21 protein-coding genes are annotated in these 24,368 nt (G+C 56.0%); 7 read left to right on the forward strand and 14 right to left on the reverse strand.

Translation table 11 applies throughout. From position 1 onward, the window contains the following. Positions 1 to 42: 42 nt before the first annotated feature. The 5 genes from MJ923_RS18625 to MJ923_RS18645 form a co-directional block, all read right to left on the reverse strand. Positions 43 to 558, reverse strand: a complete 516-nt coding sequence (locus MJ923_RS18625; RefSeq protein WP_240592387.1) for a hypothetical protein — start codon at positions 556 to 558, stop codon at positions 43 to 45. After that, positions 551 to 919 carry a hypothetical protein gene (locus tag MJ923_RS18630; protein ID WP_240592388.1) on the reverse strand — a complete coding sequence of 123 codons (369 nt, stop codon included), beginning with the start codon at positions 917 to 919 and terminating at the stop codon, positions 551 to 553. Before MJ923_RS18630 ends, MJ923_RS18625 begins: the two co-directional genes overlap by 8 nt. 606 nt (positions 920 to 1,525) lie before the next feature. Next, entirely contained in the window at positions 1,526 to 3,928 is a 2,403-nt protein-coding gene (locus MJ923_RS18635) for an ABC transporter permease (protein WP_240592389.1), read from the reverse strand. Position 3,929: 1 nt separating this feature from the next. Continuing rightward, entirely contained in the window at positions 3,930 to 4,655 is a 726-nt protein-coding gene (locus MJ923_RS18640; protein WP_240592390.1) for an ABC transporter ATP-binding protein, read from the reverse strand. Between the two features lie 30 nt (positions 4,656 to 4,685). After that, on the reverse strand, positions 4,686 to 5,939 hold the full coding sequence (locus MJ923_RS18645) for an efflux RND transporter periplasmic adaptor subunit (RefSeq protein WP_240592391.1): 1,254 nt from the start codon (positions 5,937 to 5,939) through the stop codon (positions 4,686 to 4,688). Between the two features lie 238 nt (positions 5,940 to 6,177). On the opposite strand from MJ923_RS18645, the gene MJ923_RS18650 reads away from it, so the two are divergent. From MJ923_RS18650 to MJ923_RS18660, 3 genes are all read left to right on the forward strand, one after another. Beyond that, positions 6,178 to 7,602, forward strand: coding sequence for a sigma-54-dependent transcriptional regulator (locus MJ923_RS18650; protein WP_240592392.1), 1,425 nt, complete (start codon positions 6,178 to 6,180; stop codon positions 7,600 to 7,602). Positions 7,603 to 7,605: 3 nt separating this feature from the next. Beyond that, a complete protein-coding gene (locus MJ923_RS18655) occupies positions 7,606 to 8,919 on the forward strand; it encodes a sensor histidine kinase (protein WP_240592393.1) in 1,314 nt (437 codons plus the stop codon). 109 nt (positions 8,920 to 9,028) lie between these two features. Then, positions 9,029 to 10,066, forward strand: a complete 1,038-nt coding sequence (locus tag MJ923_RS18660; RefSeq protein WP_240592394.1) for an MFS transporter — start codon at positions 9,029 to 9,031, stop codon at positions 10,064 to 10,066. Between the two features lie 39 nt (positions 10,067 to 10,105). Here MJ923_RS18660 and MJ923_RS18665 read toward each other — a convergent pair whose 3' ends face one another. Together MJ923_RS18665 and MJ923_RS18670 are read right to left on the reverse strand one after the other, a co-directional pair. Next, positions 10,106 to 10,741, reverse strand: a complete 636-nt coding sequence (locus tag MJ923_RS18665) for a paraquat-inducible protein A (protein WP_240592395.1) — start codon at positions 10,739 to 10,741, stop codon at positions 10,106 to 10,108. Between the two features lie 56 nt (positions 10,742 to 10,797). Next, positions 10,798 to 10,974 carry a hypothetical protein gene (locus MJ923_RS18670; protein ID WP_240592396.1) on the reverse strand — a complete coding sequence of 59 codons (177 nt, stop codon included), beginning with the start codon at positions 10,972 to 10,974 and terminating at the stop codon, positions 10,798 to 10,800. A 118-nt stretch (positions 10,975 to 11,092) separates the two neighbouring features. On the opposite strand from MJ923_RS18670, the gene MJ923_RS18675 reads away from it, so the two are divergent. Beyond that, positions 11,093 to 12,526: an alanine/glycine:cation symporter family protein gene (locus MJ923_RS18675; protein WP_240592397.1), complete on the forward strand. Its 1,434-nt coding sequence runs from the start codon at positions 11,093 to 11,095 to the stop codon at positions 12,524 to 12,526. 99 nt (positions 12,527 to 12,625) lie between these two features. After that, on the forward strand, positions 12,626 to 13,324 hold the full coding sequence (gene yjjG, locus MJ923_RS18680) for a pyrimidine 5'-nucleotidase (protein WP_240592398.1): 699 nt from the start codon (positions 12,626 to 12,628) through the stop codon (positions 13,322 to 13,324). Positions 13,325 to 13,506: 182 nt separating this feature from the next. Here the strand turns inward: yjjG and pepN are convergent, their stop codons facing one another. Together pepN and MJ923_RS18690 are read right to left on the reverse strand one after the other, a co-directional pair. Further along, positions 13,507 to 16,185, reverse strand: coding sequence for an aminopeptidase N (gene pepN / locus MJ923_RS18685; RefSeq protein WP_240592404.1), 2,679 nt, complete (start codon positions 16,183 to 16,185; stop codon positions 13,507 to 13,509). Between the two features lie 198 nt (positions 16,186 to 16,383). Then, positions 16,384 to 17,247 carry a YicC/YloC family endoribonuclease gene (locus MJ923_RS18690; RefSeq protein ID WP_240592406.1) on the reverse strand — a complete coding sequence of 288 codons (864 nt, stop codon included), beginning with the start codon at positions 17,245 to 17,247 and terminating at the stop codon, positions 16,384 to 16,386. A gap of 243 nt (positions 17,248 to 17,490) precedes the next feature. On the opposite strand from MJ923_RS18690, the gene rph reads away from it, so the two are divergent. Together rph and pyrE are read left to right on the forward strand one after the other, a co-directional pair. Further along, the gene (gene rph, locus MJ923_RS18695) at positions 17,491 to 18,204 is read left to right on the forward strand and encodes a ribonuclease PH (RefSeq protein WP_126169159.1); all 714 of its coding nucleotides are present in this window, start codon (positions 17,491 to 17,493) and stop codon (positions 18,202 to 18,204) included. 104 nt (positions 18,205 to 18,308) lie between these two features. Beyond that, positions 18,309 to 18,950 carry an orotate phosphoribosyltransferase gene (gene pyrE, locus MJ923_RS18700; protein ID WP_126169160.1) on the forward strand — a complete coding sequence of 214 codons (642 nt, stop codon included), beginning with the start codon at positions 18,309 to 18,311 and terminating at the stop codon, positions 18,948 to 18,950. 104 nt (positions 18,951 to 19,054) lie between these two features. Here the strand turns inward: pyrE and folE are convergent, their stop codons facing one another. The 5 genes from folE to coaBC all read right to left on the reverse strand — a co-directional run bounded on the left by folE (position 19,055) and on the right by coaBC (position 24,302). Beyond that, positions 19,055 to 19,705, reverse strand: a complete 651-nt coding sequence (folE, locus tag MJ923_RS18705) for a GTP cyclohydrolase I FolE (protein ID WP_240592407.1) — start codon at positions 19,703 to 19,705, stop codon at positions 19,055 to 19,057. A gap of 182 nt (positions 19,706 to 19,887) precedes the next feature. Continuing rightward, positions 19,888 to 21,837: an alpha/beta hydrolase family protein gene (locus MJ923_RS18710; protein ID WP_240592408.1), complete on the reverse strand. Its 1,950-nt coding sequence runs from the start codon at positions 21,835 to 21,837 to the stop codon at positions 19,888 to 19,890. A 117-nt stretch (positions 21,838 to 21,954) separates the two neighbouring features. Continuing rightward, entirely contained in the window at positions 21,955 to 22,548 is a 594-nt protein-coding gene (gene slmA, locus MJ923_RS18715; protein WP_126169163.1) for a nucleoid occlusion factor SlmA, read from the reverse strand. A gap of 39 nt (positions 22,549 to 22,587) precedes the next feature. Then, positions 22,588 to 23,046: a dUTP diphosphatase gene (gene dut / locus MJ923_RS18720; protein ID WP_126169164.1), complete on the reverse strand. Its 459-nt coding sequence runs from the start codon at positions 23,044 to 23,046 to the stop codon at positions 22,588 to 22,590. Next, positions 23,043 to 24,302 (reverse strand): bifunctional phosphopantothenoylcysteine decarboxylase/phosphopantothenate--cysteine ligase CoaBC, encoded by a 1,260-nt coding sequence (coaBC, locus tag MJ923_RS18725; protein ID WP_240592410.1) that lies wholly within the window; start codon positions 24,300 to 24,302, stop codon positions 23,043 to 23,045. The genes dut and coaBC overlap by 4 nt, the downstream gene beginning before the upstream one ends. Between the last annotated feature and the right edge of the window lie 66 nt (positions 24,303 to 24,368).

The following is a 24,368-nucleotide window of genomic DNA, read 5'->3' on the forward strand; positions in this document are numbered from 1 at the left end:
CTCAAAACTTATGAGTTGATAAGTTCTCTGGCTGCCCTTCCTTCAATTGTCGGCACCCCATGCGATAATCGTGTACTTGTGCTTTTTACAGAACTTGGCGACTAAGTTGAGCTTCTCAAGTTCTTCGAGTGTTTCAGCCTGATACTCAGACAGAGGGTGTCTGCGTAAGTACTTGAGCAGCCTTCCGGTGAGCAGCACCAAGTTTTTCGCGTCAATCTCATCCCAATCAGTGTGTTTGCTTTGATCTTGGATAGCCAGGCGATAAATTTTCTCGCCTGAGTAATCGAAGTAGGAGAGTGACCAGATTTGCCAGGGATATAAATACTTCTGGTATGGGAGTTTACACTCGCCGTCGTCAGCCCTGTTCTCTTTAAAACTGAAGTCGTTGTCCAGAAGGCTGTAGGTTGGATAAAAATGAATTATGAACTCATAGGTTTCCATATCTTCACCCCACTCGGTTGGCTGGACGAAGTGGGCGATAGACTTAAAGTCCCTATCTTGTTCATATTCAGCCTTGTCAGCAGAGATGATTATTCTTTGGCACCAGTCTCTATTCATGATTAATCGCTTTATAGTTTTTATTCAGATCAAGTTTATTGATTACGGGAATGGCAAGACCATCAAAGTGAATAGTTTCAATGTTCAAAAAGGCTTCATCAATATCCAATCCATCGAGAACTGGCATGACATCCAGACTAAACGGAAATAAAGAGGCTCTGACGATTCTGCCAGCCTTCAAATCGTGCAATGCCTTGTTCCTAATGATGTTTAAGAAGTCAAAGCTGCGGCGTATGGCCTTGATATTGTCATCATCTACCCTGACGACGATATCCAGATCCTTGGTATAGGTTTTTGTTCCCCGTATAAACTCCGCTCCACCGCCTGTAACGAAGTAGTTGACGCTATTTGCATTCAACACTTTAGCGACTCTTAAGATAAATTCATTCGTCATGGAATACGGGAAGCAAGTTGTATGTTGTTGATTTATAGAGTTTACAGGAGTGCATTAAATTTAGTCAAAGCTAAGGAGGGGGCGAATCAGCAAAGCAAGGCTATGTACAACACTTTTGCGCAACGAAGTACCCAAGGTCTGGTGCGACGTTGAGGTAGGCTAACAGCTCGCTCGTAGATTTTACGGTACTTCATTTCCGCGTGGCAGGATAGCCGAGCTGGGAGTGAAGCATAAGGATATGCTTCGTCGAGGCAGGGACCATCGAGCAGGATGCGAGTCGGTCATGGTGGCCGTGTTCAGCCCCAAAGCCAAAGTGTTTGGCTTCGTCGGGGGGACGCAGGGGGCCTGTGGAAATGTATAGACCGGAGACATAGGTTACAAAACGTTCGGACACATAGGTAACACTTTAAAGTAAGTGGTATGTCAGATTTTGAGGATGCTGAACTGTCGGGCCATATCCTGGTTGGGCGCCCGAAAGGCGTTCGATCCTGTGCTCTGGCAAGGCATTTGGGGACGAGAGAGGCGAAAGGCTCCCGACACTTGATGAAGCTGTGCCGGGAGCGTCGGGAAGGGTTATTCGTAGCGCAGTATCTGCGCCGGTTGGCTGCTGGCGGCCTTGAAGGCGATGCTGGCGACGGTAATCCAGGTGATGGCGGCCACGGCAGCGGCGGCGAGCAGGTAGACCCACAGCGTCTGGTCGATGCGCTCGTTAAAGTTGGCAAGCCAGTCGCCGACCAGATAGAAGGTGAGCGGGAAGGCCAGCGCCACGCTGATGGCGACCAGAGTTAAAAACTCCTTGGCCAGCAGATTGACTATGCTGAGGCGCGAGGCGCCGAGCACCTTGCGTACTGACATTTCCTTTTGGCGGCGCAGCGCCGAGAAGGAGGCCAGACCAAAGGTGCCGAAGCAGGCAAGCACTATGGCTAGCACGCTGAAAACCCCCACCAATTGCACGATTTTGGCGTCGTTACGGTAAATGGCGGCGTAGTTTTGCGACAACACTTCTACCGCCGGAGCGTACATGTTGATGGCCTGACCGAGCACTGTGCCCAGTTCATCGCGGATGGTGGGCAGCTTTTGCATGTCGATGTCCATCACCAGGCGGCTGTACCAATTGACTGTGTAACCGCAGATGATAATCGGCGCGGCTTGCTCGCCCCGGGCGGAGCCGACGCGAATGTCTTTGACCACGCCCACGACTGTGAGGGTAAAGGGGTTGTCGCGGCCATCGCGGGTATTCAGGGTTTGACCTATGGCATCCTCGGGGCTGGCAAAGCCGGCCTGACGTGCCAGTGATTCGGTGAGCAGCACAGCGGCGGCGGCTTCGTCTTTACTCTTCATGTGGAACCAGTCGCTGGCGGTGGCGTTGCTGAAATCGCGCCCGGCAATGAGTTCAAGCCCCATCAGCTTGGCCGCATCCATGCCCATGCCGATAAAGGGCACGCTCTGGTTGGCGAGCACGCCGTTGGCGGAGCTTAATTCCATGGAGGAGTTAAAGGTGTTGGTGATGTCGATATCCACCACGCCGACCTGGGTTACCCCATCGATGCCACGTACCCGCTCCAGCAGCTGGCTGTTTTGGGTGTACATCAGCTGTGAGCTGTCGATGTCGACCACCTGAATTTTACCCTCGTGGCGATAGCCTACCGGCAGGTTTTGCAGGTGTTGCAGCTGCTGCTGTAACAGCACCGCGCCTATGATGAGTGCTACCGACAGACCGGACTGCAGGGTGAGCAGGGTTTTGCGCACCATGATGGCGGTTTTGCCGCGCTCAAGGTCGCCACTGAGCACCCGCTTGGCGCTGAAGGCGGCCATAAACAGCGCCGGGTAGGCACCGGCGACAAGGCCGGTGATGAGCACCACGGCCAGCAGCCCAAGACCAAACTGCGACAGGTAGTTTAAGCTCAGTTCGCGCTCCACCAGTTGATTGAACCAGGGCAGGCTCAGTTCCACCAGGGCGCAGGCCAGCAGCGCGGCTATCAGGGTGGTGAGTACCGACTCGGTTAAAAACTGGCTGACAATCTGGCCGCGTGAGGCGCCCATGGCCTTGCGTACGCCTACCTCTTTGGCGCGGCGCGCCGATTGGGCAATGCTCATATTGACGAAGTTAAAGCCCGCCAGCAGCACCAGCAGCACACTCAGGCCAACGCAGATGTAGATGGCGCTGCGTGAGCCGGTGGTTTTCATCTCAAAGCGCTCGCCGCCGTTTAGATGAATGTCGGTCAGTCGCGCAAGGCTCAAGGCGACTATGTTGCTGTCGGCGCCGGGGTAGGCGAGTTCAAGGTAGCCTTGCTGCAGCGCCTGGGTCAGGGCGTCAATGTCGGTGCCCTGGCTGATACGCAGGTAGGCATAGCCATTGTTATTGCGAAAGGAATCGGAAAACGGGCTCTTTTGCACCAGGCCGTTAAAGGCAAAGTGGGTGTTTTGCGGCAAATCAGCAAACACGGCGGCCACGGTCCAGCGCTTGTCGCCCTGCTGCAGAGTTTTGCCGCTGGCATGCTCGCTGCCAAACAGCTTAATGGCATTGCTGCGGCTTAAGGCAATGGTGTCCGGCGTGGCGAGGCTTTGTTCGAGGTTACCATCCAGCACCTCGAGGTTCAGCAGTTCACGAATGTTTGGCTCGGCGCCCATGATGGCATCAAGCTTAAAGCTGTTGCCATCGACACGGTACTCGTCGCCCACCGGGCGGCTTTCGAGCAGATACAGGGCCTCGATGCCGGGCAGATTGCTGAGGCGATTGAGGACGTTCTGGTTGGCCAGCGGTACCTTGGCACCAATTTGGGAGAAGTACTGCTCGACCCGCCATACACTGTCAGCATGGGGCTGCTGCTGGTCGTAGTTGCCTTCGAGGTTGGCGTAAAGTGCAATCAGAATGGCGGCAGCAAGGCCAATACCCAGGCCGCAAACATTGAGCATAAAGTGCAGTTTGTGGCGGCCAAAGCTTCGAAGCGCCGTAATAAGGTAGTTGTGGATCATCTTAGGCCACCTCGCTGCTGATGTTGTTGCTATTGGTGCTGTTGTGCTGAGCTTGCTTGGCACGGTCGAGCAGTATCTTGCCATCGAGGACGCGCACCAGGCGGTCGGCGTAGCTGCCTTCTTTTTCTGAGTGGGTCACCATCACCACTGTGGTGCCTTCCTGATTCAGTTCCCGCAGCATCTGCATCACTTCTTCGCCGTTTTTGGAGTCGAGGTTACCTGTGGGTTCGTCGGCGAGAATCAGCTTGGGCTGAATCACCAGTGCCCGCGCCACCGCGACCCGCTGCTGCTGACCGCCGGAGAGTTGCTGCGGCAGGTGGTCGGCGCGGTGATCTATGCCAACCCGCTTGAGCATGGCCTGCACCCGCTGTTTGCGCTCATCTTTGCCGATGTTCTGGTATTGCAGCGGCAGCTCGACGTTCTCGAACACGGTTAAATCATCAATCAGGTTAAAGCTTTGAAACACAAAGCCGATGCTGGATTTTCGCAGCGCTGCGAGCTGTTTTTCGCCGTACTGGCTTATCTCGGCGCCATCGAACTGGTAGCTGCCTGCCGAGGGGGAGTCCAGCATGCCCAAAATCGACAGCAGGGTGGATTTGCCGCAGCCCGATGGGCCCATGATGGCCACAAACTCGCCGCTGTTGATGGTCAGGTTAATCTGGTCCAGCGCTGTGGTTTCAACGTCGCTGGTGCAAAAAACACGGCTGAGATTGGTGAGCTTAATCATGATATGTCCTTAATATTCTGTGATATTCAATTATCTGAGGTTGAGTGTATCTGCTTTATCGAAGTTGCCGTAGCCCGACACTATCACCTGCTCGCCCTTATCGAGACCGTCGGTGACTTCGAAATAATCCTGATTGCGTTTGCCAAGGCGGATGGGGCGGCGCTCGGCCTTGTCGCCACTGGCATTGACCACATAGACCCAGTTGCCGCCGCTGCTGGAGAAAAAGGCGCCGCGCTTGAGCAGCAGCGCATTTTGCTGCTCCTGCCCCAGCACCAGTTCGGCATCCAGGCTCTGGCCGCGGCGGATGTCCTGCACATCGCTGGGCAGGGCGATTTCTACCTGAAACTGTGACTGGTTGACGCGGTTATCGATGCGGCTGATACTGGCTTCCACCGGGCCTTTGGCGGTGTTGATCCGTACCGCCATGCCCTGAGTGACCTGATTGAGGTAAAACTCATCGAGCTGCACCACCAGTTTGAATTCGCCCGGCACGTCGATTTGGCCGAGGCGGGCACCGCGCTCCTTGGATTCGCCCACTTCCACGTTTAGCTCGCTCAAAAAGCCGGACACCGGGGCGCGCACCAGCAGGTTGTCGAGGTTGCTGCGGGCCAGGGTCAGGTTTTTTTGCAGCATCTGGGCGCTGTCTTCGAGCTGGGCCAACTGCTGCTGGCGGATGCTGTTTTCCTGCAGCTGCTGCTCCAGGGTGAGCTTGCGGCGCTCTTCGTAGTATTTAAGGTCTTCCTGCAGCTGCAAAAAATCGTCCTTGGCGATATGGCCCTTGTCGACCAACTGGCTGATTTGGCTTAACCGCCGCTTGGCCTGACGGATTTGCAGCTCGGTCTCCAGCAGGTCGCGCTTGAGGTTCAGGCGATTGGTTTCCATGGTCATTTGGGTGTTGCGAAGGAAATTCAGCTGCTCTGTAACCTGAGCTTCGCGGCTCATCACTTCAAGCTGCAGCGCGGTATTGCCAAGGCGCAGCAGTGGCTGACCCTTTTCAACGTAGTCGCCGTGCTGCACCAGCCGCTCTTCTACCTGACCGCCGGCCACGCTGTCGAGATACACGGTAGTTTTTGGCAGCACCCGACCGCGCACGGCAAGGGTGTCCTGAAACACGCCCTGCTTGACCACGGCCACATCCAACCCCTGCAGCCCCACGTGCTGGCTGCTGCCGGAATGGCCATTGGTGAAGGCGTAGCCGATGGCGGCAACTGAAAAGAGGGCGGCTGCAATGGCGCTGGTTTTGAATGAACGTTTCCAGCCGGGTTTGGTGATTTTCTTATCCATGGTCTTGTCTCCTTGCGGTCACAGTCGTGCTGTGGTGATGACTGGATATATCAAGGCGCATGCCAAGTTTTTATATTAAATATTTACAATGGCTTATGTGATTTTGGCGAGTGTGCATCCAAAGCACTGTCCACTGATGAACACTGGCGCTCGGGAAAAACGTCCATTTGTGGACACTTTGCAGGGCTTTGGGTAGGCTGGTGGCTTCTTCATGCAAGACGCAAAAGGATGCTGCGCCATGAAACAGGACGCCACCCTGCTGGTTGTGGACGATAACCCCGATGTACTGCTGGCTACCCGCCTGCTGCTCAAGCCCCATTATGAGCGGGTACTGACCCTGGACGACCCCCACCGCATCGAGGCCATGCTGAACGAACACGCCGTGGACGTGGTGCTGCTGGACATGAATTTCAGCCGCGACGCCATAAGTGGTCAGGAAGGTTTTTACTGGCTGAAACACATCCATGGGCTCGACCCGGCGATTGCGGTGATCCTGATGACCGCTTACAGCGATGTGCAGCGGGCGGTGGAGGCCATCAAGTGCGGCGCCACTGATTTTGTTTCCAAGCCATGGCAGAACGAGCAATTGCTGACCACGGTCGCGACCGCACTTAACCATGGCCGCGACAAGCGGGCATTGGGGCAGGTGGCGCGCAAGGCTCAGGGGCTCAGTCAGGTGATGTCACGGGCGGTGCCGGACCTGCTTGGTCACAGCAAGGCCATGTTGCAGGTATTTGAGATTATTGCCAAAGCGGCCCAGACCGATGCCAATATCCTTATCACAGGCGAGAGCGGCACCGGCAAGGAGCTGACCGCCCATGCCATTCATCAGCAAAGTTTGCGCGCCAAAGGGCCTTTTATTGGTCTCGACATGGGAGCGCTATCGGGTTCGCTGATGGAAAGCGAACTCTTTGGCCACAAAAAAGGCGCCTTTACCGATGCCCGCGCCGACCGGGTCGGGCGCTTTGAGCTCGCCAGTGGCGGCACCCTGTTTTTGGATGAAATCGGTAACCTGCCGCTGGAGCAGCAGGTAAAACTGCTGGCCGCGCTGCAAAACCGGCAGGTGACTCCCCTTGGCGGCAACAAACCCATTCATACCGATATCCGGCTGATTTGTGCCACCAATGAGGCTCTGCCACAGGCGGTGGCCGATGGCCGCTTCCGCCAGGATTTGCTGTACCGCATCAACACCATCGAAATCCGTCTGCCGCCGCTGCGCGAGCGGCCCGAAGACATTGGCCTGCTGGCCAATCACTACCTTGAACACTTTGGCCGCAAGTACCGCCGCGAGTTGCGCCTTGCGCCGTCGCAGCTGAATGAACTCATGGCCTACCCCTGGCCCGGCAATGTGCGCGAGCTGTCCCACGCCATTGAGCGGGCGGTGATTTTGGCCGATGGCGACCGGCTCGACACGGCGCTGCTGTTTGCTGCCCGCACTGAGTTGCCCTTTACAGCTGAAGCGGCATCTTTGCCGGCATCAGCTGGGCATCTTGGTCAGCCCCCGCAGGATGAAGGCGAGCCTGTGTTTGACCTCGAGCAGGTTGAGCACAGCACCATAGCCGCGGCGCTGCGCCACTTTCAGGGCAATGTCAGCCACGCCGCAAAGGCGCTCGGTCTGACCCGCGGCGCGCTGTACCGCCGCATGGAAAAATACGGGCTGTGATTTATGCATATCAATGAGCAAATGCTGAGATTGGCGCTGCCGCTGGGGTTGTTGCCGCTGCTGGCTGGGGCGGCGGCGCTCCTGTGGCAGGGGCGGGGTGTCGGGGCGCTGCTGCTGGTGGTGCTGGTGCTTATCATCGCCTGCCTTGGCGCCGTGCTGTTGGCGTTTCGCCGTGAGCAGCGGCTGCCCGAGCAGCTCCTGCGGGCGCTTGCCAATGGCGATGGCACCCTGGGGCTGGGTGCCGAGCATCCGCTGCGGTCACAGTTTGATGAGGCTCGGCAGCGGATGCTGAGTGCGCGCACCGAGGCCGGTGAGCAGGCGCAGTTTTTACGTCAGGTGCTGCTGCATACCGACCTTGCGCTGTTTATCTGCGATGGCGATGGCAAGGTGCTGGAGCAAAGTCCGGCGGCGGCAAGGCTGCTTGGCGGCCGCTTTAAGTCACTGACCGAACTTGGCAACCGCTTTGGCGAGCTGGGGCGACTGATGCGCGTCCCCGGCCATGCCACTGCAGCACTGGCCCTCGATGGCCGACAGGATACCCTGTCGCTGCAGGTGAGCGAGGTGCAAATCGCCGGGCGGCTTATTCACCTTATCAGCCTGCAATCTATTCACGACCCGCTCAATCAGCGCGAGCAGCAGGCCTACAGCCGCCTCACCAGGGTGCTGACCCACGAGGTGGCCAACTCCATCACCCCGCTGGCATCGCTGGCCGATACCTGTCAGAGCCTGGTGCCACCGGGCCTGTCTTTCGACAGCGAGGAGGACAGGGCCGATTTGGCGCTGGCGCTGAAGACGCTGTCGAGTCGCAGCCATCATCTGGGGGCTTTTATTCAGGAGTTTCGCAAGGTGGCGGCCATTCCCAAGCCGCAGCCGCAGCCGATGACCTTGCCAACGCTGCTCTCCAATGTGCGGCCAATTCTGGAAACCCAGTGCCGCGAGGCCGGGGTGACGCTGCTTTGTGATGTGAGCGACAGCCCCATGGTGCTGCTCGATGCCGCCCAGATAGAGCAGGTGCTTATTAATCTGGTGAAAAACGCCATTGAGGCCATCGCGATTGCCCGGCCCGCAGGCGGTGGCGTGGTGGAAATCCGCTCGGTGCTTGAGACAGATGCCCATCTGGCACTTGAGGTGCTAGATAACGGCCCCGGCGTCACGCCTGAGGCCACCGAGATGATGTTTGTGCCCTTTTTTACCACCAAGCAGCAGGGCTCAGGCATTGGCCTGGCACTGGCACGGCAGATCATGGTCAACCACGGCGGTGATTTGGCGCTGGTAGCCGTGCCCTCCGGCGCCTGCCTGCGACTGAGCTTTGTTTAAGGGGCTGCGTGTGCCCGAAATCAGGTCGATTAAACGCCTGGTTGCTGCAGCTTGTATCACCCATGAATAGTCACACGTTGAGTACTTAAAAAAAGAAGAGCAAATCAATATGGACATTACCAACAGGCAGTTTTCACAAAACTTTACTTTTCTTATGTTTGCCAAGGCCTTTGAGCGCCTTGGCTATTATGCGATGCGAGCCATTTTGGTGTTGTATCTGGTTGATGTTGCCAACGGTCCCGGTTGGCAGCATGCAGATGCTCTGGAACTTTACGCCACCTTTACCGTTGCGATTTTGGCGTGTCAGCTGCTGGGGGGCTTGCTCGCCGATTTGCTGCTGGGCACTCGAAAAGTGTTGTTACTTGGCGCGGCGACACTGCTACTGGGATATGCCTTGCTGGCCAGCGGAGTGTCGGCTGTTACCTATGTGGGCGTTGGCTTGATTGCGCTGGGCAGCGGCTGCTTTGCCTCCAGCCATTTGGCACTGATTGGGCAGCTGTTTTGTGAGCGACAGGAAAAGCTGGATAGTGCAATGATATTGAACAGCTTTTTAATTAATCTTGCCGCTATGCTCAGTGGCATTTTGGTGGGTATCGCTATCAGCCAATACAGTTGGAGTGGCGGCTTCCTGTGTGCTGCTCTGGCTCAGCTGCTGAGTCTGGGCTGTATTCTGTTTATCTTGGGTAAATTACCGGCGGTGAGTGGTGCCAGAAGCCTGGGCGCAGACGCCAGTGCCTGGCCAAAGCGGGATTTGCTGTGGATTATTGCCGTTCTGGCGGTTGGCGCGCTGAGTATGTTTGTTGGCGAATTGCATTTAGACGGTTTGCAGGCCGATTCTTTGCTTGTCAGCAATGGGTCGATAATCGTGATGGCGTTGGCGCTGATCTTCTTCGGACTACTATTTTGGTTTAAGCCCAGCGCCTCTATCCCCAAATTGATGCTGATAGTGGCGCTCTATATTCTGGCCTATTTTTGCAGTGGCCTTATCAGCGACCCTGACAGTGCAATGGTGTGGCTGTTTGTGGTTGCCGCGGGCCTGGTGCAGGCGCTGCTGTATCCGCTGGCCATGTCGGTTTTGCTGCAAAGGGCAAACCCCAAATATCTCGCCACAACCGCTGCCGTCGCGGCAATGCTGTTGTCTGCATAAGGCTTGTCTGCTTAGCGCTGCCGCTTCATATCGATAGGTTTAGATGGCACTTGAACTGAGCGTGTCAGACGCCGATTTTAACCTTCTGCTCATCATCACATTCGATGCAATGGCAAACAGGCAGTAGCCGGTGAAGTACCAAAAGCCGGGCTCGAATTGGGCGTTCATGATGATAAGTTCGCCCATCTGCCCTTTGGCGTTGCCGGCAAGGTAGCTGACGATAATGGCCACCACAAACACATCGGCCATGCTCCATTTGCCGATGGCATCGATAAAGCCTTTAAGGCCGCGGGCGAGGGTGCCTGAGACAAACAGCAGCACGGCCTGCGATAAGAGTTTCAGCGTAGGGATCACCACCGAGAAAGTGCCGATAAGTATGCCAACCAGCAGGTTACCGCTGTCGAACAGGTCTGTGATGGTGCCGATAATGCTGCGGCTTTTCTGGTAAATCTCGACCTGACCTTCCAGTTGATTAAAACCCAGAAAGGCCGACATCGAGCCCAGAATACCGCGCACGTCGCTATCGTCGGTCATGAGTTCGATAGTGGTTTGGGCAAACTGTGATTTATCGGCCTGACCATCGAGGCTCAGCATTGGCAGGCTGAGGCCCGGGATAAGCAGGGCCAGTGCAATCAAAATCAGCAGCAGTTGCGGCCATTTGCGGGTTGAGGTCATACGCACTCCGTACATCCAGCCCGAACGAGTCAGGCTGTAGCGGTAAAAAACTGTGGTTATACGCCATACAAGATGAAGGCTGGCTGAATGACTTCGTCCGTTAGCGCAATGAGGATGGTATTAACACGGCTGCGCCCTTGGGTGAAGCCCGATGGCGCGGGTTCAGCCTTTTCGGCGACGGGATAATAGCTGAGCTGGCCGGGCAAGGTAAGCCCTCCGTCCTTTACCCGCATATTCCCTCCCTTATTCCCCATTCCTCTATCCCTCAATCCCCTCCCATCCCCTAATCCCTTTCTATCCATGACGTAGGCTGATAAGTTAGCCGAAAGCCAATTAACATATCCTCAACAAATGACTGCCGACACCTCGTTCGATTTTGCTGCTGCCGCAGCACAATTTGCCGCCTTTGCCTGGGGGCCACACATGCTGTTTCTGCTGGTGGGTGGTGGGCTGTTTTTCCTTATTTACTCTGGGCTTGCGCCATTTCGTTATTTAAAACATGCCATCGATATAGTACGCGGCAAGTATCCCGAAGAAGGTGCCGCCGGTAATATCAGCCATGCCGGGGCACTCTCCAGTGCCATGGCGGGCACCGTGGGCATGGGCAATATTGGCGGGGTAGCGCTGGCGATAGTGGCGGGCGGTCCGGGCGCCATTTTCTGGATGTGGATAAGCGCGCTGGTGGGTATGGCCACCAAGTTTTTTACCTGCTCATTGGCGATCATGTATCGCGGCCAGGATGAAACCGGCCGGGTGCGCGGTGGCCCCATGTATATCATCACCCACGGCCTTGGTGCCAAATGGAAGCCGCTGGCGGTGTTCTTCTGTCTGGTGGGGCTGGTGGGTAACTTCCCGTTGTTCAATACCAATCAGCTGGTGCAAATCCTCAAGGAATATCTGTTTTTATCCCCCGGCGACGCTGGCGTTGCCGTAGGCAGTGGCGAGCACTTTTACCTAGAGTTGGGCCTGGGGCTCGCCATTATGAGTCTGGTGGCGCTGGTGATCCTGGGCGGGATTAAGCGGATCGCGGCGGTGGCCATCAGAGTGGTGCCTACCATGATTCTACTGTACGTGGGCTGCGCGCTTTATGTGATTTTAAGCCACCTTGGCGATGTGCCCATGCACCTGTGGCGCATAGTGGAGGATGCCTTTTCGGTGCAGTCGGTGGCCGGGGGCATTTTGGGCACCATGCTCACCGGGGTGAAGCGGGCGGCTTTTTCCAATGAGGCGGGCATAGGCACAGAGGTGATGGTACATGGCAACGCCAAGACCTCTGAGCCAATAAAAGAAGGGCTGGTGGCCATGCTCGGCCCCGCCATCGACACCCTTTTGGTGTGTACCGCCACGGCGCTGATTATTCTTATCTCCGGTGTGTGGCAGCAGGGCGGTGCCAACGGCATCAGCCTCTCCAGCGCCGCCTTTGCGGCCACCATGCCTGGTGTGGGGCCTTATCTGCTGCTGATTTGCGTCAGCTTTTTTGCCATTACCACCATCTTCACCCAGGCTTTTTACGGCAGCCAGTGCTTCGCTTTCCTGTTTGGCGCAAGGCGCGAGCGCTGGTATTTGTATCTGTATTTGCTGGCCATTTTGTTCGCCGCCACCAACAGCCTCACCGACATAGTCAATATCATTGATGGCGCCTACGGTCTGATGGCCATCCCCACCATGACAGCAGCGCTGCTGCTGGCGCCACGGGTGCGGGCAGCCGCCAAAGACTACTTCCGTCGCCTGCATGCCCATGGGCATCAACTGGCAGACAATGAAGACCCGGTGGCCCGTCGCTGAAGAAGATAGCGGGCAACGGATAAGCAATGCAGGGTTTGGGCTGGCAGCTTTTTGGGCGTACAATCGGGCGCCCTGATGCCGTATTTTACAGGATAAATGATGTCCAACTGCTCACCACTCAGCTTTGACTGGGTATTATTCGATGCCGATGAAACTCTGTTTCACTTCGATGCCTTTGCCGGGCTACAGCGCTTGTTTGCCCGTTTTGAGGTGGAGTTCGACGGGGCCCATTACGAGGAATATCAGCAGGTAAATAAGCCCTTATGGCTTGAGTATCAGGATGGGCGGATCAGTGCCAAAACCCTGCAGGAGCAGCGCTTTGCCCAGTGGGGTGAGCGGCTCGGGGTTGCCCCCGGTGAACTGAACTCGGGCTTTTTGCAGGCCATGGCCGACATCTGTGCGCCGCTGCCCCAGGTGCCCGAACTGCTTGAAAGCCTGAAAGGCCGTTACCGGCTTGGCATTATCACTAATGGCTTTACCGAGTTGCAGCGCATTCGTCTCGAGCGCACCGGCTTTGCCGATCACTTTGAACTCTTGGTGATTTCTGAAGAAGTGGGCCTGGCCAAGCCCGATAAGGCGATTTTCGACCATGCGCTGGATGCCATGGGCAACCCTGCCCGCGAACGGGTGCTGATGGTGGGCGATACCCTGTCGAGCGACATTCAAGGTGGCCTCAATGCCGGGCTGCATACTTGCTGGTACAACCCCGATGGCAAAGCAGCCGACCCTGCCACAGTGCCGCATATGGAAGTACGTTGCTACAGTGAACTGCGCGCCTTTTTGAAGCCAGCGGATTGAGCTGCACTTCCCCAAGCCATGTTATGACTTCGAGGCTTATTTCCCCCACGTTCCCGAAATAGAGTTATCTAAATAAAGCTATCGAAATAAAGCTATCGAAATAAAGCTATCGAAATAAAGTTAAACAAAGAGCGCCAGCAGGCGCTCTTTGTTTATTGTGGGCCGACAAACTGCTATGGAGACTAGTTCATCGCTGAAGTGATTTTCACGCAGCGGTCGACCCGTTCTTTTTTGAGTTTAATCGCCCGTACCAGAGGGAATTTAAGCCCCTGCCATTCATTCAGCAGCGTGCCCAGTTCGGCGGCGTTTTCGTGGCTGCAGGTTGAAGGCAACATGGCGTTGACGTAACTCACCAGGAAGCGATCGTCTGCGGTTTTGTTCAGCTCCGGAATGCTTTGCAGCACCTCGGCATGGAAAGGCGCCATAAGTTCAGGATGGTTCTTATCGGGCAGAGATCTCAGGATGTACTGCTGTTCTCTGAGTTTAAGGCCTTGATTGCCCTCTTGAATAATCTTAACCCACTTGGCCTTGTTGGCCGCTGTGGGTCTTGCCACTTCGGCGGCCAGCGCGTTGAGTTTACCCCTGTCGGAGCCGTCCCGTTGCTTTTCTGTCGCCAGCAGGGTGTCGTAGTCGCCTTTTAGCTCTCGATTGAGTTTGGCCACTATGCGCCAGCGCTTGTCCTGATCCAGGGTTAAGCCGTCAATGGTCTTGGTGCCTCTGGCCATGGCATTGAGGATGTTCCATTGATGTGGGCTGTCGATGCTGCCCAGATACATATCAAACCAGAGTTTTTGCAGATCAGAGCCGGGCTTGGCAGATTGCAGTTGTTGCCAGCTGAAGTCTTCCATGGCGGTGATATAAGGCTGCACATCTTTACCCTGACGTCGGGCTTCCCACAGGAAGCTGGACGCATAGCCCAGGCCATCGGCCACGGCGTTGATGATGGTTTCATCCCGCTCGGCGGGCAGGTTGGCAAGGGCGAAGTCGATAAACTGCTGCGGGCTGATATCGGTTTCTTTCACGCCATTGCTGAGGCTTTGCCACAACATCAGCCGGGTGTAGGCGTCTTCTACCTGATTAATATGGGTTTTCAGGGTATTTAGTGACTTGGCGTCCAGTCGCACCTTGATGTAGGCAAAGTCTTCATCGTTGGGGTACACCAAGTCGGGGCAACTGGCTCCCACCAGGCTGGTGACCTTGGTGCTGCCGCCGCTGAAAATAACATCCTGAGTCAGGCTCTTGTTGAGCTTGCCGCCACGCTGGTTGTAGAGGGCAATGCGGGTCTTTTGGGTGCGCAGGCTGTTGTCATGCTCGCCGTGGCCCTGTTGCAGGCTGAACGATGCGATTTTGTCGCCTTCGCAGCTAAAGCTTGCCTGCAGGGTGTTGAGGCCCGGGGTGTACAGCCATTCCTTTGACCAGGCGCTCAGATCGACGCCGGATTTTTCACCGAGGGCGCCAATGAAGTCACTCAGTTGGGTGTTTCCTTCACTGTGGGTCTTCAGATAGTGGCTTACGCCGTCACGGAATTTATCTTCGCCCAGATAGAACCACAGCTGCTTGAGCACTGAGCCACCCTTGCCGTAGGTAATGCCGTCGAAGTTGGCAAAGGCTTCGGTGGTGTTGGCCACATCCAGCTGAATGGGATGGGTGGTAACCGAGTCATCGGCATCGTAAGCCCATTGCTTGGTGCCGCTGTAATAGTTTTCCCAAATACCGGGAAACATTTCCGTTTTATACAGCGCCAGGTTCGACATAAAGGTGGCAAAGCTTTCGTTGAGCCACAGACCATCCCACCACTTCATGGTGACCAGATTGCCAAACCACATGTGCGCCAGCTCGTGGGCTATGGTGTTGGCCTGGTTGCGCAGCGCATCCTGAGTCTTTTCACCGCGGCTAAGGTAACTCTCGTTGAAGGTCACCGCGCCGACGTTTTCCATGGCGCCGGAGTTAAAGTCGGGCACCACCAGTTGATCGTACTTGTGGTAAGGGTAGGGGATATCAAAGTATTGATTAAAAAAGGCCATCGACTTTTGCGTTGGGCCAAACCATTCCTCGGGTTTGACGTATCTGGCCATGGTTTTGCGGGCAAACAGCCTGAGCCGCACAGCGCCTGAGTTGTCTTCCCACACGGTATAGGGCCCGGCGTGCAGTGCAAAAATATAGGATGAGAAGCGTTCGGTTTGCTTGAACTGCCAGTGTTTATTGTCCCCCTCGGCTTCAACTTTGTGCTCCCGCTGGTTGGCGACTACCTGCCAGTCGGCGGGGGCCTTTACATCCAGCAAATAGCGCGCCTTGAGATCCGGCTGGTCGAAATGGGGGAACAAGCGGTTGGCATCGTAGGGTTCAAAATCGGTATAGAGGTACGCGCCCTTATCTTCCGGGTCCACAAAGCGGTGCAGGCCAGTGCCGGTATTGCCGTAGGGCGCGCGGTAGCGGATTTCCAGTTGATTGTGGCCACTGGCGAGCTGCGCAGAAGGAATACTGATAAACCATTTCTGATAGCTGAATTCGGCGGCTTTGCCGTTGATGAGGACTGCCTCAACATCGCCTTGATAAAAGTCTACCGTCAGTGGCAGTTCGGTAAGTGGTTTATAGTCGAAACTGATGAGACTGGTGCCGGCAAATTCGCTGTCGCCACGGGTGAAGTCAATCGACAGCCGATAGTCAAGATTGCTGACAATCGCAGCGCGCTGGGCGGCATAGCCTTGCTCCAGTGAATCCTGCACTGCCCTCGGCGCAAACGCACCGACTGCCGCAGCTGAAGTCTGCTTGCCTGTAGATGCACTATCGGACGCAGTATTTGTGCAGCCCTGCGCCAACAGCAGGCCAGTGATGGCTGCTGCAATTATTTTTCTTTTCATGCTGTTATCGCCTTGTGGATTCCCCTCTTAATCTGTGCCCGTGTATAGCATGGCCGGGTGGGCCGCCACAGTGTAAAAATTGTAACCGGAGGTGTTGTTTGGCGGCTGTGGGGGGTAAGAGCGGACAAGAACTATATTGGCTAGATAAACAAAGAGCGCCAACTGGCGCTCTTTGTATTGCAGAAGCGAAAAGGGGTGTTATTCCACGTTTTGGATCTGTTCGCGCATCTGTTCGATAAGCACTTTGAGCTCTACGGCGGCGGCGGTGATTTCGGTGCTGATGGACTTGGAGGCGAGGGTGTTGGACTCGCGGTTGAACTCCTGCATCATAAAGTCGAGGCGGCGACCTTCGCTGCCACCTTTTTTGAGGATGCGGCGGGCTTCGGCAACGTGAGCTTCGAGTCTGTCCATTTCTTCGGCGACATCCAGCTTTTGCGCCAGCAGTACCATTTCCTGCTCGATGCGGGTGCTGTCGAGTTCGCCCTGCACTTCAGACAGGCGGTTGGTGAGTTTTTCTCGCTGCCATTCCATAATTCTGGGCATATGCTCACGCACAATGGCGATTTGGCCTTCTACTGCACCAAGGCGGCTTTCCAGCATCTCTTTGATGGCGCTGCCTTCGCGGCCACGGGCCTCGATGAACTGAACCAGTGCCTTGTCGAAGGCGCCCAGCAGTTCGGCGCTGATGGCATCCATATCCTGCTCGGCGGTGGCAATCACTCCAGGCCAGCGCAGAATGTCGGTGAGGGCGATATCGCCCTGGCCAGCTTCGGCCTTAAGCCAGTTGGCGGCGCCCAGCAGTTGACGGGCCAGATCCTGATTGATGCTGAGCTCGCTGCTGTTATCGCTGGCGAGATCGTAACGCAGATTCACTTCCACCTTGCCACGGCTCAGGCGTTTACGCAGGCGTTCACGCAGGGCCGGTTCCAGGCTGCGCAGCTGCTCTGGCAGGCGCAGGTAGGTTTCGAGATAGCGTTGATTCACCGAGCGAATTTCGAAGGAGGCGGTGCCCCAGGTGGCTTTATGCTCGATACGGGCATAGGCGGTCATGCTGTGGATCATAAGGATTCCGGCTGGTTTTCGTCTGAGTCGAAAGGCCATTATAACCAGATGTTGCCAAGGCGTCATGGAAAGCGCTTTACGAACAGCGACTCAGGGCACATACCCGGGTTTGGGCGTGACCAATATGGCCCCGAGCGGGCTGTTTTAAACCAATCCATGCAAAAGGGTCATGGCAACTGGGCGCCCATAGCCCTATAATATGCAGCCAATTTACAGCCAAGTTCACACGTCACAGGAATTACCATGCGCCCAGGTAACCGTACATCGGCTCAGACCCGTCCCATCACCATCACCCGTAACTTTACCGCCCATGCCGAAGGCTCTGTGCTGGTTGAGTTTGGTGAAACCAAGGTGCTGTGCACCGCCAGCTTCACCGAAGGTGTACCACGCTTCCTTAAAGGCAGCGGACAGGGCTGGCTGACCGCCGAGTATGGCATGTTGCCGCGCTCTACCCACAGCCGTATGGACCGCGAAGCCGCCCGTGGCAAGCAGTCTGGCCGTACCCAGGAAATTCAGCGTCTGATTGGTCGCGCCCTGCGCGCCGCGGTAGACCTGAAACAACTGGGCGAAAACACCATAGTGGTGGATTGTGATGTTATTCAGGCCGACGGCGGCACCCGTACCGCCGCTATCACAGGTGCCTGTGTGGCCTTGGTTGACGCGCTGAACTGGGCCCGTGGCAAAGGGATGGTGAAGGCCAACCCTCTTAAGTTTTTGATTGCCGCGGTGAGCGTGGGCATTCACAACGGCGAAGCCATCTGTGACCTTGAATACGTAGAAGACAGCGCCGCCGAGACCGACATGAACGTGGTGATGACTGAAACCGGCAAGATCATCGAAGTTCAGGGCACCGCCGAAGGCGAGCCGTTCAGCCACGAAGAGCTGCTGACCATGCTGGAGCTGGCCAAGCACGGCATTCGTGAGATCATCGATACTCAGAAAGCGGCTCTGAACTGATTATTACATTGAATTTTTAAAGGCTCCGACAGGGGCCTTTTTACCACCCTGCACCTTGTAAAATTGGCGGCTTTGGCGGCCAGACACATGATAGAGGAAAGACAGTGAAAGCCTATCAGCGCGAATTTATTGAGTTTGCTCTCGAGCGTAATGTACTGAGATTCGGTGAGTTTACTCTCAAGTCCGGCCGTAAGAGCCCTTATTTCTTCAACGCCGGCCTGTTCAACACCGGCCGTGATTTGGCCCGTCTTGGCCGCTTCTATGCCGCAGCGCTGATGGATGCCGGTATCGACTACGATTTGCTGTTTGGCCCGGCCTACAAGGGTATCCCGATTGCCACCACCACCGCCGTGGCATTGGCCGAACATCACGATGTGGATATGCCTTACTGCTTTAACCGCAAAGAGAAGAAAGATCACGGTGAAGGCGGCAACCTGGTGGGCAGTGAGCTCAAGGGTAAGGTAATGCTGGTGGACGATGTGATCACCGCCGGTACCGCCATTCGTGAATCGATGGAAATCATTCAGGCCAATGGCGCTGAGCTGGCCGGGGTGTTGATTGCGCTGGACCGTCAGGAAAAGGGCAAGGGCGAGCTGTCTGCCATTCAGGAAGTGGAGCGCGACTTTGGCTGCGGTATCGTGGCTATCATCAAGCTGGCCGATTTGATTGCCTTCCTGGCCGAGAAGCCAGGCATGGAAGAGGTGCTGAGCTCGGTACGTGCTTACCGCGAGCAGTACGGCATTTAAGCCCAAGCCATAAAAGGTAAGCGCCCGCCAGTTTGGGCCCTTAGCGTATTCCCAATAAAAAACGCCGCAATCTGCGGCGTTTTTTATTGGGAATACGCTAAGGTTCAGCGCGGCTGATGCAAAAATTCCGCCCGGGTAGCCGGGTTGGATTTGAAAATGCCGCCCAGTGCCGTGGTGGTGGTGGAGCTGGTGGCATCCATCACGCCACGGGATTTAACGCAGTAGTGCACTGCATCGATTTTCACCGCCACATCTTTGGTTTCCAGCAGTGCCTGCAGTGCCACCAGAACCTGTTGAGTCAGGCGTTCCTGCACCTGAGGGCGCTGGGCAAAGAAGCGCACGATACGGTTGATTTTCGACAGGCCGATGATTTTTTTACGCGGCAGATAGGCCACTGTGGCAGTGCCGTCTATGGTCACCAAATGGTGTTCGCAGGTGCTGGTCAGGCTGATATCCTGTACCCGTACCATTTCATCCACGCCCATCTTGTTGTCGATGACGGTGATTTTGGGGAAGTTCTCGTAGTCGAGGCCAGAGAAGATTTCATCCACGTACATTTTGGCAATGCGACGGGGGGTATCGGCAAGGCTGTCGTCGGTCAAATCGAGTGACATCAGGCCAAGAATTGCCCGCATATGCTGTTCGATTTTGTCTTTGCGTTCCTCGCGGGAGAGTTCGCAGGGAACCATAGGGGTTTCCAGTCCACGCTCCATAAGCGCGGCCTGTACCTTGAGTGCTGCTTCGCTGAGTGCCATTTTTACCTCCAACCACATCATCGGCGCCTTGGCCGCCGCGCAATATCAGGGCAATTTACTTGGGTATTGCGCGAGTGGCGCAGGATACCGCTATTTGGCGTAAATTCATACCGAAATTGTAGTCGGCCCATAAAAAAGCCGGGCCAGGCCCGGCTGATAACCACGGCGTTTGCCGCCAGATGTCAGAGCTTCAGATGGGTCTTCAGGAAGCCAAGCATTTCGCCATAGTATTTGGCGCGGTGAGCCTCGTTATAAAAACCGTGGCCTTCATCATCCATGACCAGCGACTGGAATGGATAGTTGTGCTTTTTCAAAGCATTGGCCATGGCTTCGTACTGCTCGATAGGCGCGCGCTCATCTTCACCTCCGTGTACCAGCAGGATGGCGGCCTTGAGTTTATCCACGTTGTGGGTGGGCGACATGGACTGCAGCAATGCTTTGTCCTGAGTCAATACGCGCTTCAGGTAAGCCATACCGGCATCGCGCTTTTGCACATCACCTTCTTCGAACATCAGTTCCAGGTCGTATACACCGGCAAAGCCAATAGCGCACTTGAACAGATCCGGGGCCAGCGCCGAGCTTTGCAGCGCGCTGTAGCCGCCGAAGCTGCCGCCCACGATACAGATGCGGTCTTTATCCACTGTGCCATCGGCTATCACCTTTTTGGTGGCATCGATGATGTCGTACTGGATTTCGCTGCCCCATTTGCCGTAGCCAGCCTCTTCGAAGGCGTTGCCATAGCCGCCACTGCCACGGAAGTTAACCTGCAACACCGCTATGCCCTGGCTTGCCAGCAGCTGGTTTTGCGGATCAAACCCCCAGTAATCCCTTGGGCCATGGGGGCCGCCGTGGGGATTGACCACCAGGGGCAGGTTTTTGGCATCGACGCCAAAGGGCAGGGTGAGGAAGGCCTGGACTTTGGTGCCGTCACGGGCGGTAAAGTCGAAGGGCTTTACCTCGGCCATTTTATCGGGATCCAGAGCATCGTTCACCGAAACCAGATAACGCAACTTGTTGGTTTTGCGATTGTAGAGATAATAGTCACCGGGGTTTCTGTCGTTGCTGGCGGCCACAACCAAAAGCTCGCCTTTGCGATCTTCACTGACTATCTGTACCTGATGGCCGGGCAGAGAGGCAAGCAGGGTTTTCAGCAGCTGGCTGCGCTCGTCATTGGCATCCACGAAGGCATAGGTAGGGTAACCGTCGGCAAACTCCACTGCGTACAGCTGCTTGGTTTGGCCGTTTATCCAGTAATTGGCCGGGTCTACCCGTGGGTCCTGAATAATCCTGGTTTTGCTGCCGTCTTTGAGATTAATGCGGTAGACGCCCATGGTTTGGCCGCTTTCGGTACCGGCAGCGTAAATGCTGCTGTTGTCGCCCACAAAAGACAGCGGAATGAAGTCGTCCAGCCCCAGATCCAGCTTGTCGCTTGTCTGCCAGTCGCCGTCATCGCGAAAGAACACCTTGAGGTCGTTGTTGCTGTCGCGACCGGCGGCAAAGCGTACTTCACCTTCATGGTCAGTAAGGAAGCTGGCATAGCCGATGGGGGCGCGGGTGACTTTTTTGCGGGTACCGCGGTACACATCGACCTTGTACACATCGGCAAGTCCTTCCTGCCAGTCGACCCCACTCCAGGGCAAGGCTTTGACCAGCAGGTACTTGTCGTCATCCGGCAGGGGATCGAGCACTGAGGCTGTGGCGCGGATGGGGGTGTTCTTTTTCAGGTTGGAGCCGGTTTGCTGCTCACCGCCGTTATAACCAAACAGGTAGGTTGCGCGGCTACCATCGGCATTCACCGCGAACAGTTCACCGTAGTACAGCGGGTGGTCGCTCCAGCCTTTGAGGTATTCCTTGGCCAGTACAATGCGCTCGTTGCTGACCCAGTCGTAATCGCCGACCTGGGCATTGGCAGGGAAAAACACCGCATGTTTGAGTTTCAGGGTTTCGGTGTCGAGGATCAGCAGCTTGTTTTTGCCCTCGTGCTTGGTAATGGCACTAAGGTAATCGCCGCCGGGGGAGAGTCTTACCTGACTGAACTGGCTGCCGCGGGCAAACACCTGTTCGGGAGTGGCAGCATTGGCAGAGGCACAAAGACACAGGGCCAGCGCACCAAAAAGACGGTGTAGCTTCATGTCACATCCTTGTTGTGGGTTGTTATTGAAATCCGTCTTGGAGGTTAATACAAAAGTATGCCGCAAACAATAAAAAAAGGACGGTGATTTACCGTCCTTAATTCTCTTTAAAATCAACTAGCTTTGTAGTAGTTGTTTCTGAATAAAGCCCCACTGTTCATCGAAGTGTTCGGTGGGTTTTTGCTTGAACTCGCTGCGAATGTACTGGGCTATTCTGCCTTCGGCCACTGCCAGCAGCAGATTGGCCAGCATGGCCTCATCCAGTTCGAATCCCTTGCCTTCCCGCAGGGTTTTCTCACGCAGGATTTGCTTGAGCTGGGTTTCGATTTTGCCGAACAGGGCGCTGACGCGGCTGCGCAGGCGCTCATTTTCGCCCAGCAGGGCATCGCCATTCAGTACCCGCGAGATGCCCGGATTACGTTCGGCAAACAACAGCAGCAGCTGCAATACCAGTTGGCAGCGGCGCATGGTGTCTTTCTCGTCGTCCATGATGAGGTTGATACGAGACAGCAGTGAGTCTTCGATAAACTCAATCAAGCCCTCAAACATCCGCGCCTTGCTGGGGAAGTGGCGATACAGCGCCGCTTCGGATACACCGACTTCGGCGGCCAGCTTGGCAGTGGTAATACGTTGTCCGGGGTTGGTTTCCAGCATCTGTGCCAGACACTGGAGAATATGTTCGCGGCGGCTCAGTTTTTCTTTGGTGGCCATTGACAGTCCTTCACACAACACTTTGACAAAACGAGGGAATTAACGGGTGCCAGAATGGCCAAAACCGCCTTCACCACGTGATGAGGTGTCGAATTCGTCCACCAATTTAAACTCGGCCTGAACCACAGGCACAAACACCAGCTGGGCCAGGCGATCGCCAATTTCCAGGGTGTAGTCTTTGTCGCTACGGTTCCAGCAGGACACCATCAGCGGGCCCTGATAATCGGAGTCGATAAGGCCAACCAGGTTGCCAAGCACTATGCCGTGTTTATGCCCAAGCCCTGAGCGGGGCAGGATTACGGCTGCCAGGCTGGGGTCGGCCACGTGTACTGCAATGCCGGTGGGCACCAGCACGGTTTCGCCCGGCGCTATGGTAATGGCGGTATCCAGCATGGCGCGCAGGTCCATACCGGCGCTGCCTGGAGTGGCATAGGCCGGCAGCGGGAATTCGGAGCCGATGCGGGAGTCAAGGATCTTCAGTTCGATGGGTGTTTTCATTTTTTGGCTATTTTTGTCGCTATCAATGAAAGCAGTTGATACGCCAGTGACAACTTGTCGGTAGCGGGTAACTCCTGGTGTCCGTTTGGCCAGAATACCTGCAGGGCGTTGGTATCTGAGTTGAAACCCTGACCCGGCACAGACACATCGTTGGCCGCAATCATGTCCAGATTTTTGCGTTTGAGCTTATCTCTGGCGTAGGTTTCCACATCATGGGTTTCGGCGGCAAATCCCACCGTAAAGGGTCTTGTCTGGTGAGACGCGACCGTGGCTAAGATATCAGGATTGCGTACCAGTGCAAGTTGCATGGTCTCGTTGCTCTTTTTGATTTTACCGGTGGCAACGTCTGCAACCCGGTAATCTGCTACGGCGGCGCAGCCAATAAAGATATCCTGCTCATCGATTTGCGCCATCACAGCGTCCAGCATTTGCTGGGCCGAGTCGACATCGATGCGTGTCACTCCTGTCGGGGTGGCAAGGCGAACCGGGCCCGACACCAGAGTGACTTCGGCGCCCATGGCGGCGGCCGCTTCGGCCAGGGCAAAGCCCATTTTGCCGGAGCTGTGGTTGGAGATATAGCGTACCGGGTCGATGGCTTCCCGGGTGGGGCCTGCCGTCAGCATCAGCTTTTGGCCTTTGAGGCTCTGTTTACACAGCTCTGTGGCGGCCTCTTCGAGCAGACGTTCGGCAAAGGCGCAGATTTCCAGCGGCTCCAGCATCCGGCCTGGGCCAACTTCACCGCAGGCCTGACTGCCACTGCCCGGGCCCCAAAGCTTGATGCCTCGCCGGGAAAGGGTCGCGAGATTATCCTGAGTCGCCTGATTGGCATACATTTGCTGATTCATCGCAGGACACAGGGCGATGGGGCTGGAGGTGGCCAAGCAGGTAGTGGTAATCAGCTCATCGGCCATACCGGCCGCAATGCGGGCAATCAGGTTGGCGGTAGCGGGAGCCACTATCACCAGATCTGCCCAGCGTGCCAGTTCGATATGGCCCATGGCCGCTTCAGCGGCGGGGTCCAGCAAATCCATGGCAACCGGGTGGCCGGAGAGGGCTTGCAGGGTGAGCGGAGTGATAAATTCTCGGGCGCTTTGGCTCATCACCACCCGCACATCGGCGCCACGCTCTTTGAGACGGCGCACCAAATCAGCACTTTTATAGGCAGCAATACCGCCGCCAATCCCCAGCAGAATTTTTCGATTATTCAGGCTCACGGACAGATCCCGACTAAAATTAACTGGCGCTAACCATACCATAGTCGCCGCCATCAGGGTGAGCGACCCAGGCCAAATTATTCACGCGAAGCGGTTATCGCGCCATGG

Source organism: Shewanella zhuhaiensis (genome assembly GCF_022484835.1).
In the GTDB taxonomy this organism is placed as follows: Bacteria; Pseudomonadota; Gammaproteobacteria; order Enterobacterales; family Shewanellaceae; genus Shewanella; species Shewanella khirikhana.

Bases quoted from the DNA above. Each gene is read 5' to 3' on its own strand.
- MJ923_RS18625 (WP_240592387.1), bottom strand. From the start codon at position 558: ATGAATAGAGACTGGTGCCAAAGAATAATCATCTCTGCTGACAAGGCT.
- MJ923_RS18635 (WP_240592389.1), bottom strand. From the start codon at position 3,928: ATGATCCACAACTACCTTATTACGGCGCTTCGAAGCTTTGGCCGCCAC.
- MJ923_RS18640 (WP_240592390.1), bottom strand. From the start codon at position 4,655: ATGATTAAGCTCACCAATCTCAGCCGTGTTTTTTGCACCAGCGACGTT.
- MJ923_RS18645 (WP_240592391.1), bottom strand. From the start codon at position 5,939: ATGGATAAGAAAATCACCAAACCCGGCTGGAAACGTTCATTCAAAACC.
- MJ923_RS18650 (WP_240592392.1), top strand. From the start codon at position 6,178: ATGAAACAGGACGCCACCCTGCTGGTTGTGGACGATAACCCCGATGTA.
- MJ923_RS18655 (WP_240592393.1), top strand. From the start codon at position 7,606: ATGCATATCAATGAGCAAATGCTGAGATTGGCGCTGCCGCTGGGGTTG.
- MJ923_RS18660 (WP_240592394.1), top strand. From the start codon at position 9,029: ATGGACATTACCAACAGGCAGTTTTCACAAAACTTTACTTTTCTTATG.
- MJ923_RS18665 (WP_240592395.1), bottom strand. From the start codon at position 10,741: ATGACCTCAACCCGCAAATGGCCGCAACTGCTGCTGATTTTGATTGCA.
- MJ923_RS18670 (WP_240592396.1), bottom strand. From the start codon at position 10,974: ATGCGGGTAAAGGACGGAGGGCTTACCTTGCCCGGCCAGCTCAGCTAT.
- MJ923_RS18675 (WP_240592397.1), top strand. From the start codon at position 11,093: ATGACTGCCGACACCTCGTTCGATTTTGCTGCTGCCGCAGCACAATTT.
- yjjG (WP_240592398.1), top strand. From the start codon at position 12,626: ATGTCCAACTGCTCACCACTCAGCTTTGACTGGGTATTATTCGATGCC.
- pepN (WP_240592404.1), bottom strand. From the start codon at position 16,185: ATGAAAAGAAAAATAATTGCAGCAGCCATCACTGGCCTGCTGTTGGCG.
- MJ923_RS18690 (WP_240592406.1), bottom strand. From the start codon at position 17,247: ATGATCCACAGCATGACCGCCTATGCCCGTATCGAGCATAAAGCCACC.
- rph (WP_126169159.1), top strand. From the start codon at position 17,491: ATGCGCCCAGGTAACCGTACATCGGCTCAGACCCGTCCCATCACCATC.
- folE (WP_240592407.1), bottom strand. From the start codon at position 19,705: ATGGCACTCAGCGAAGCAGCACTCAAGGTACAGGCCGCGCTTATGGAG.
- MJ923_RS18710 (WP_240592408.1), bottom strand. From the start codon at position 21,837: ATGAAGCTACACCGTCTTTTTGGTGCGCTGGCCCTGTGTCTTTGTGCC.
- slmA (WP_126169163.1), bottom strand. From the start codon at position 22,548: ATGGCCACCAAAGAAAAACTGAGCCGCCGCGAACATATTCTCCAGTGT.
- dut (WP_126169164.1), bottom strand. From the start codon at position 23,046: ATGAAAACACCCATCGAACTGAAGATCCTTGACTCCCGCATCGGCTCC.
- coaBC (WP_240592410.1), bottom strand. From the start codon at position 24,302: ATGGTATGGTTAGCGCCAGTTAATTTTAGTCGGGATCTGTCCGTGAGC.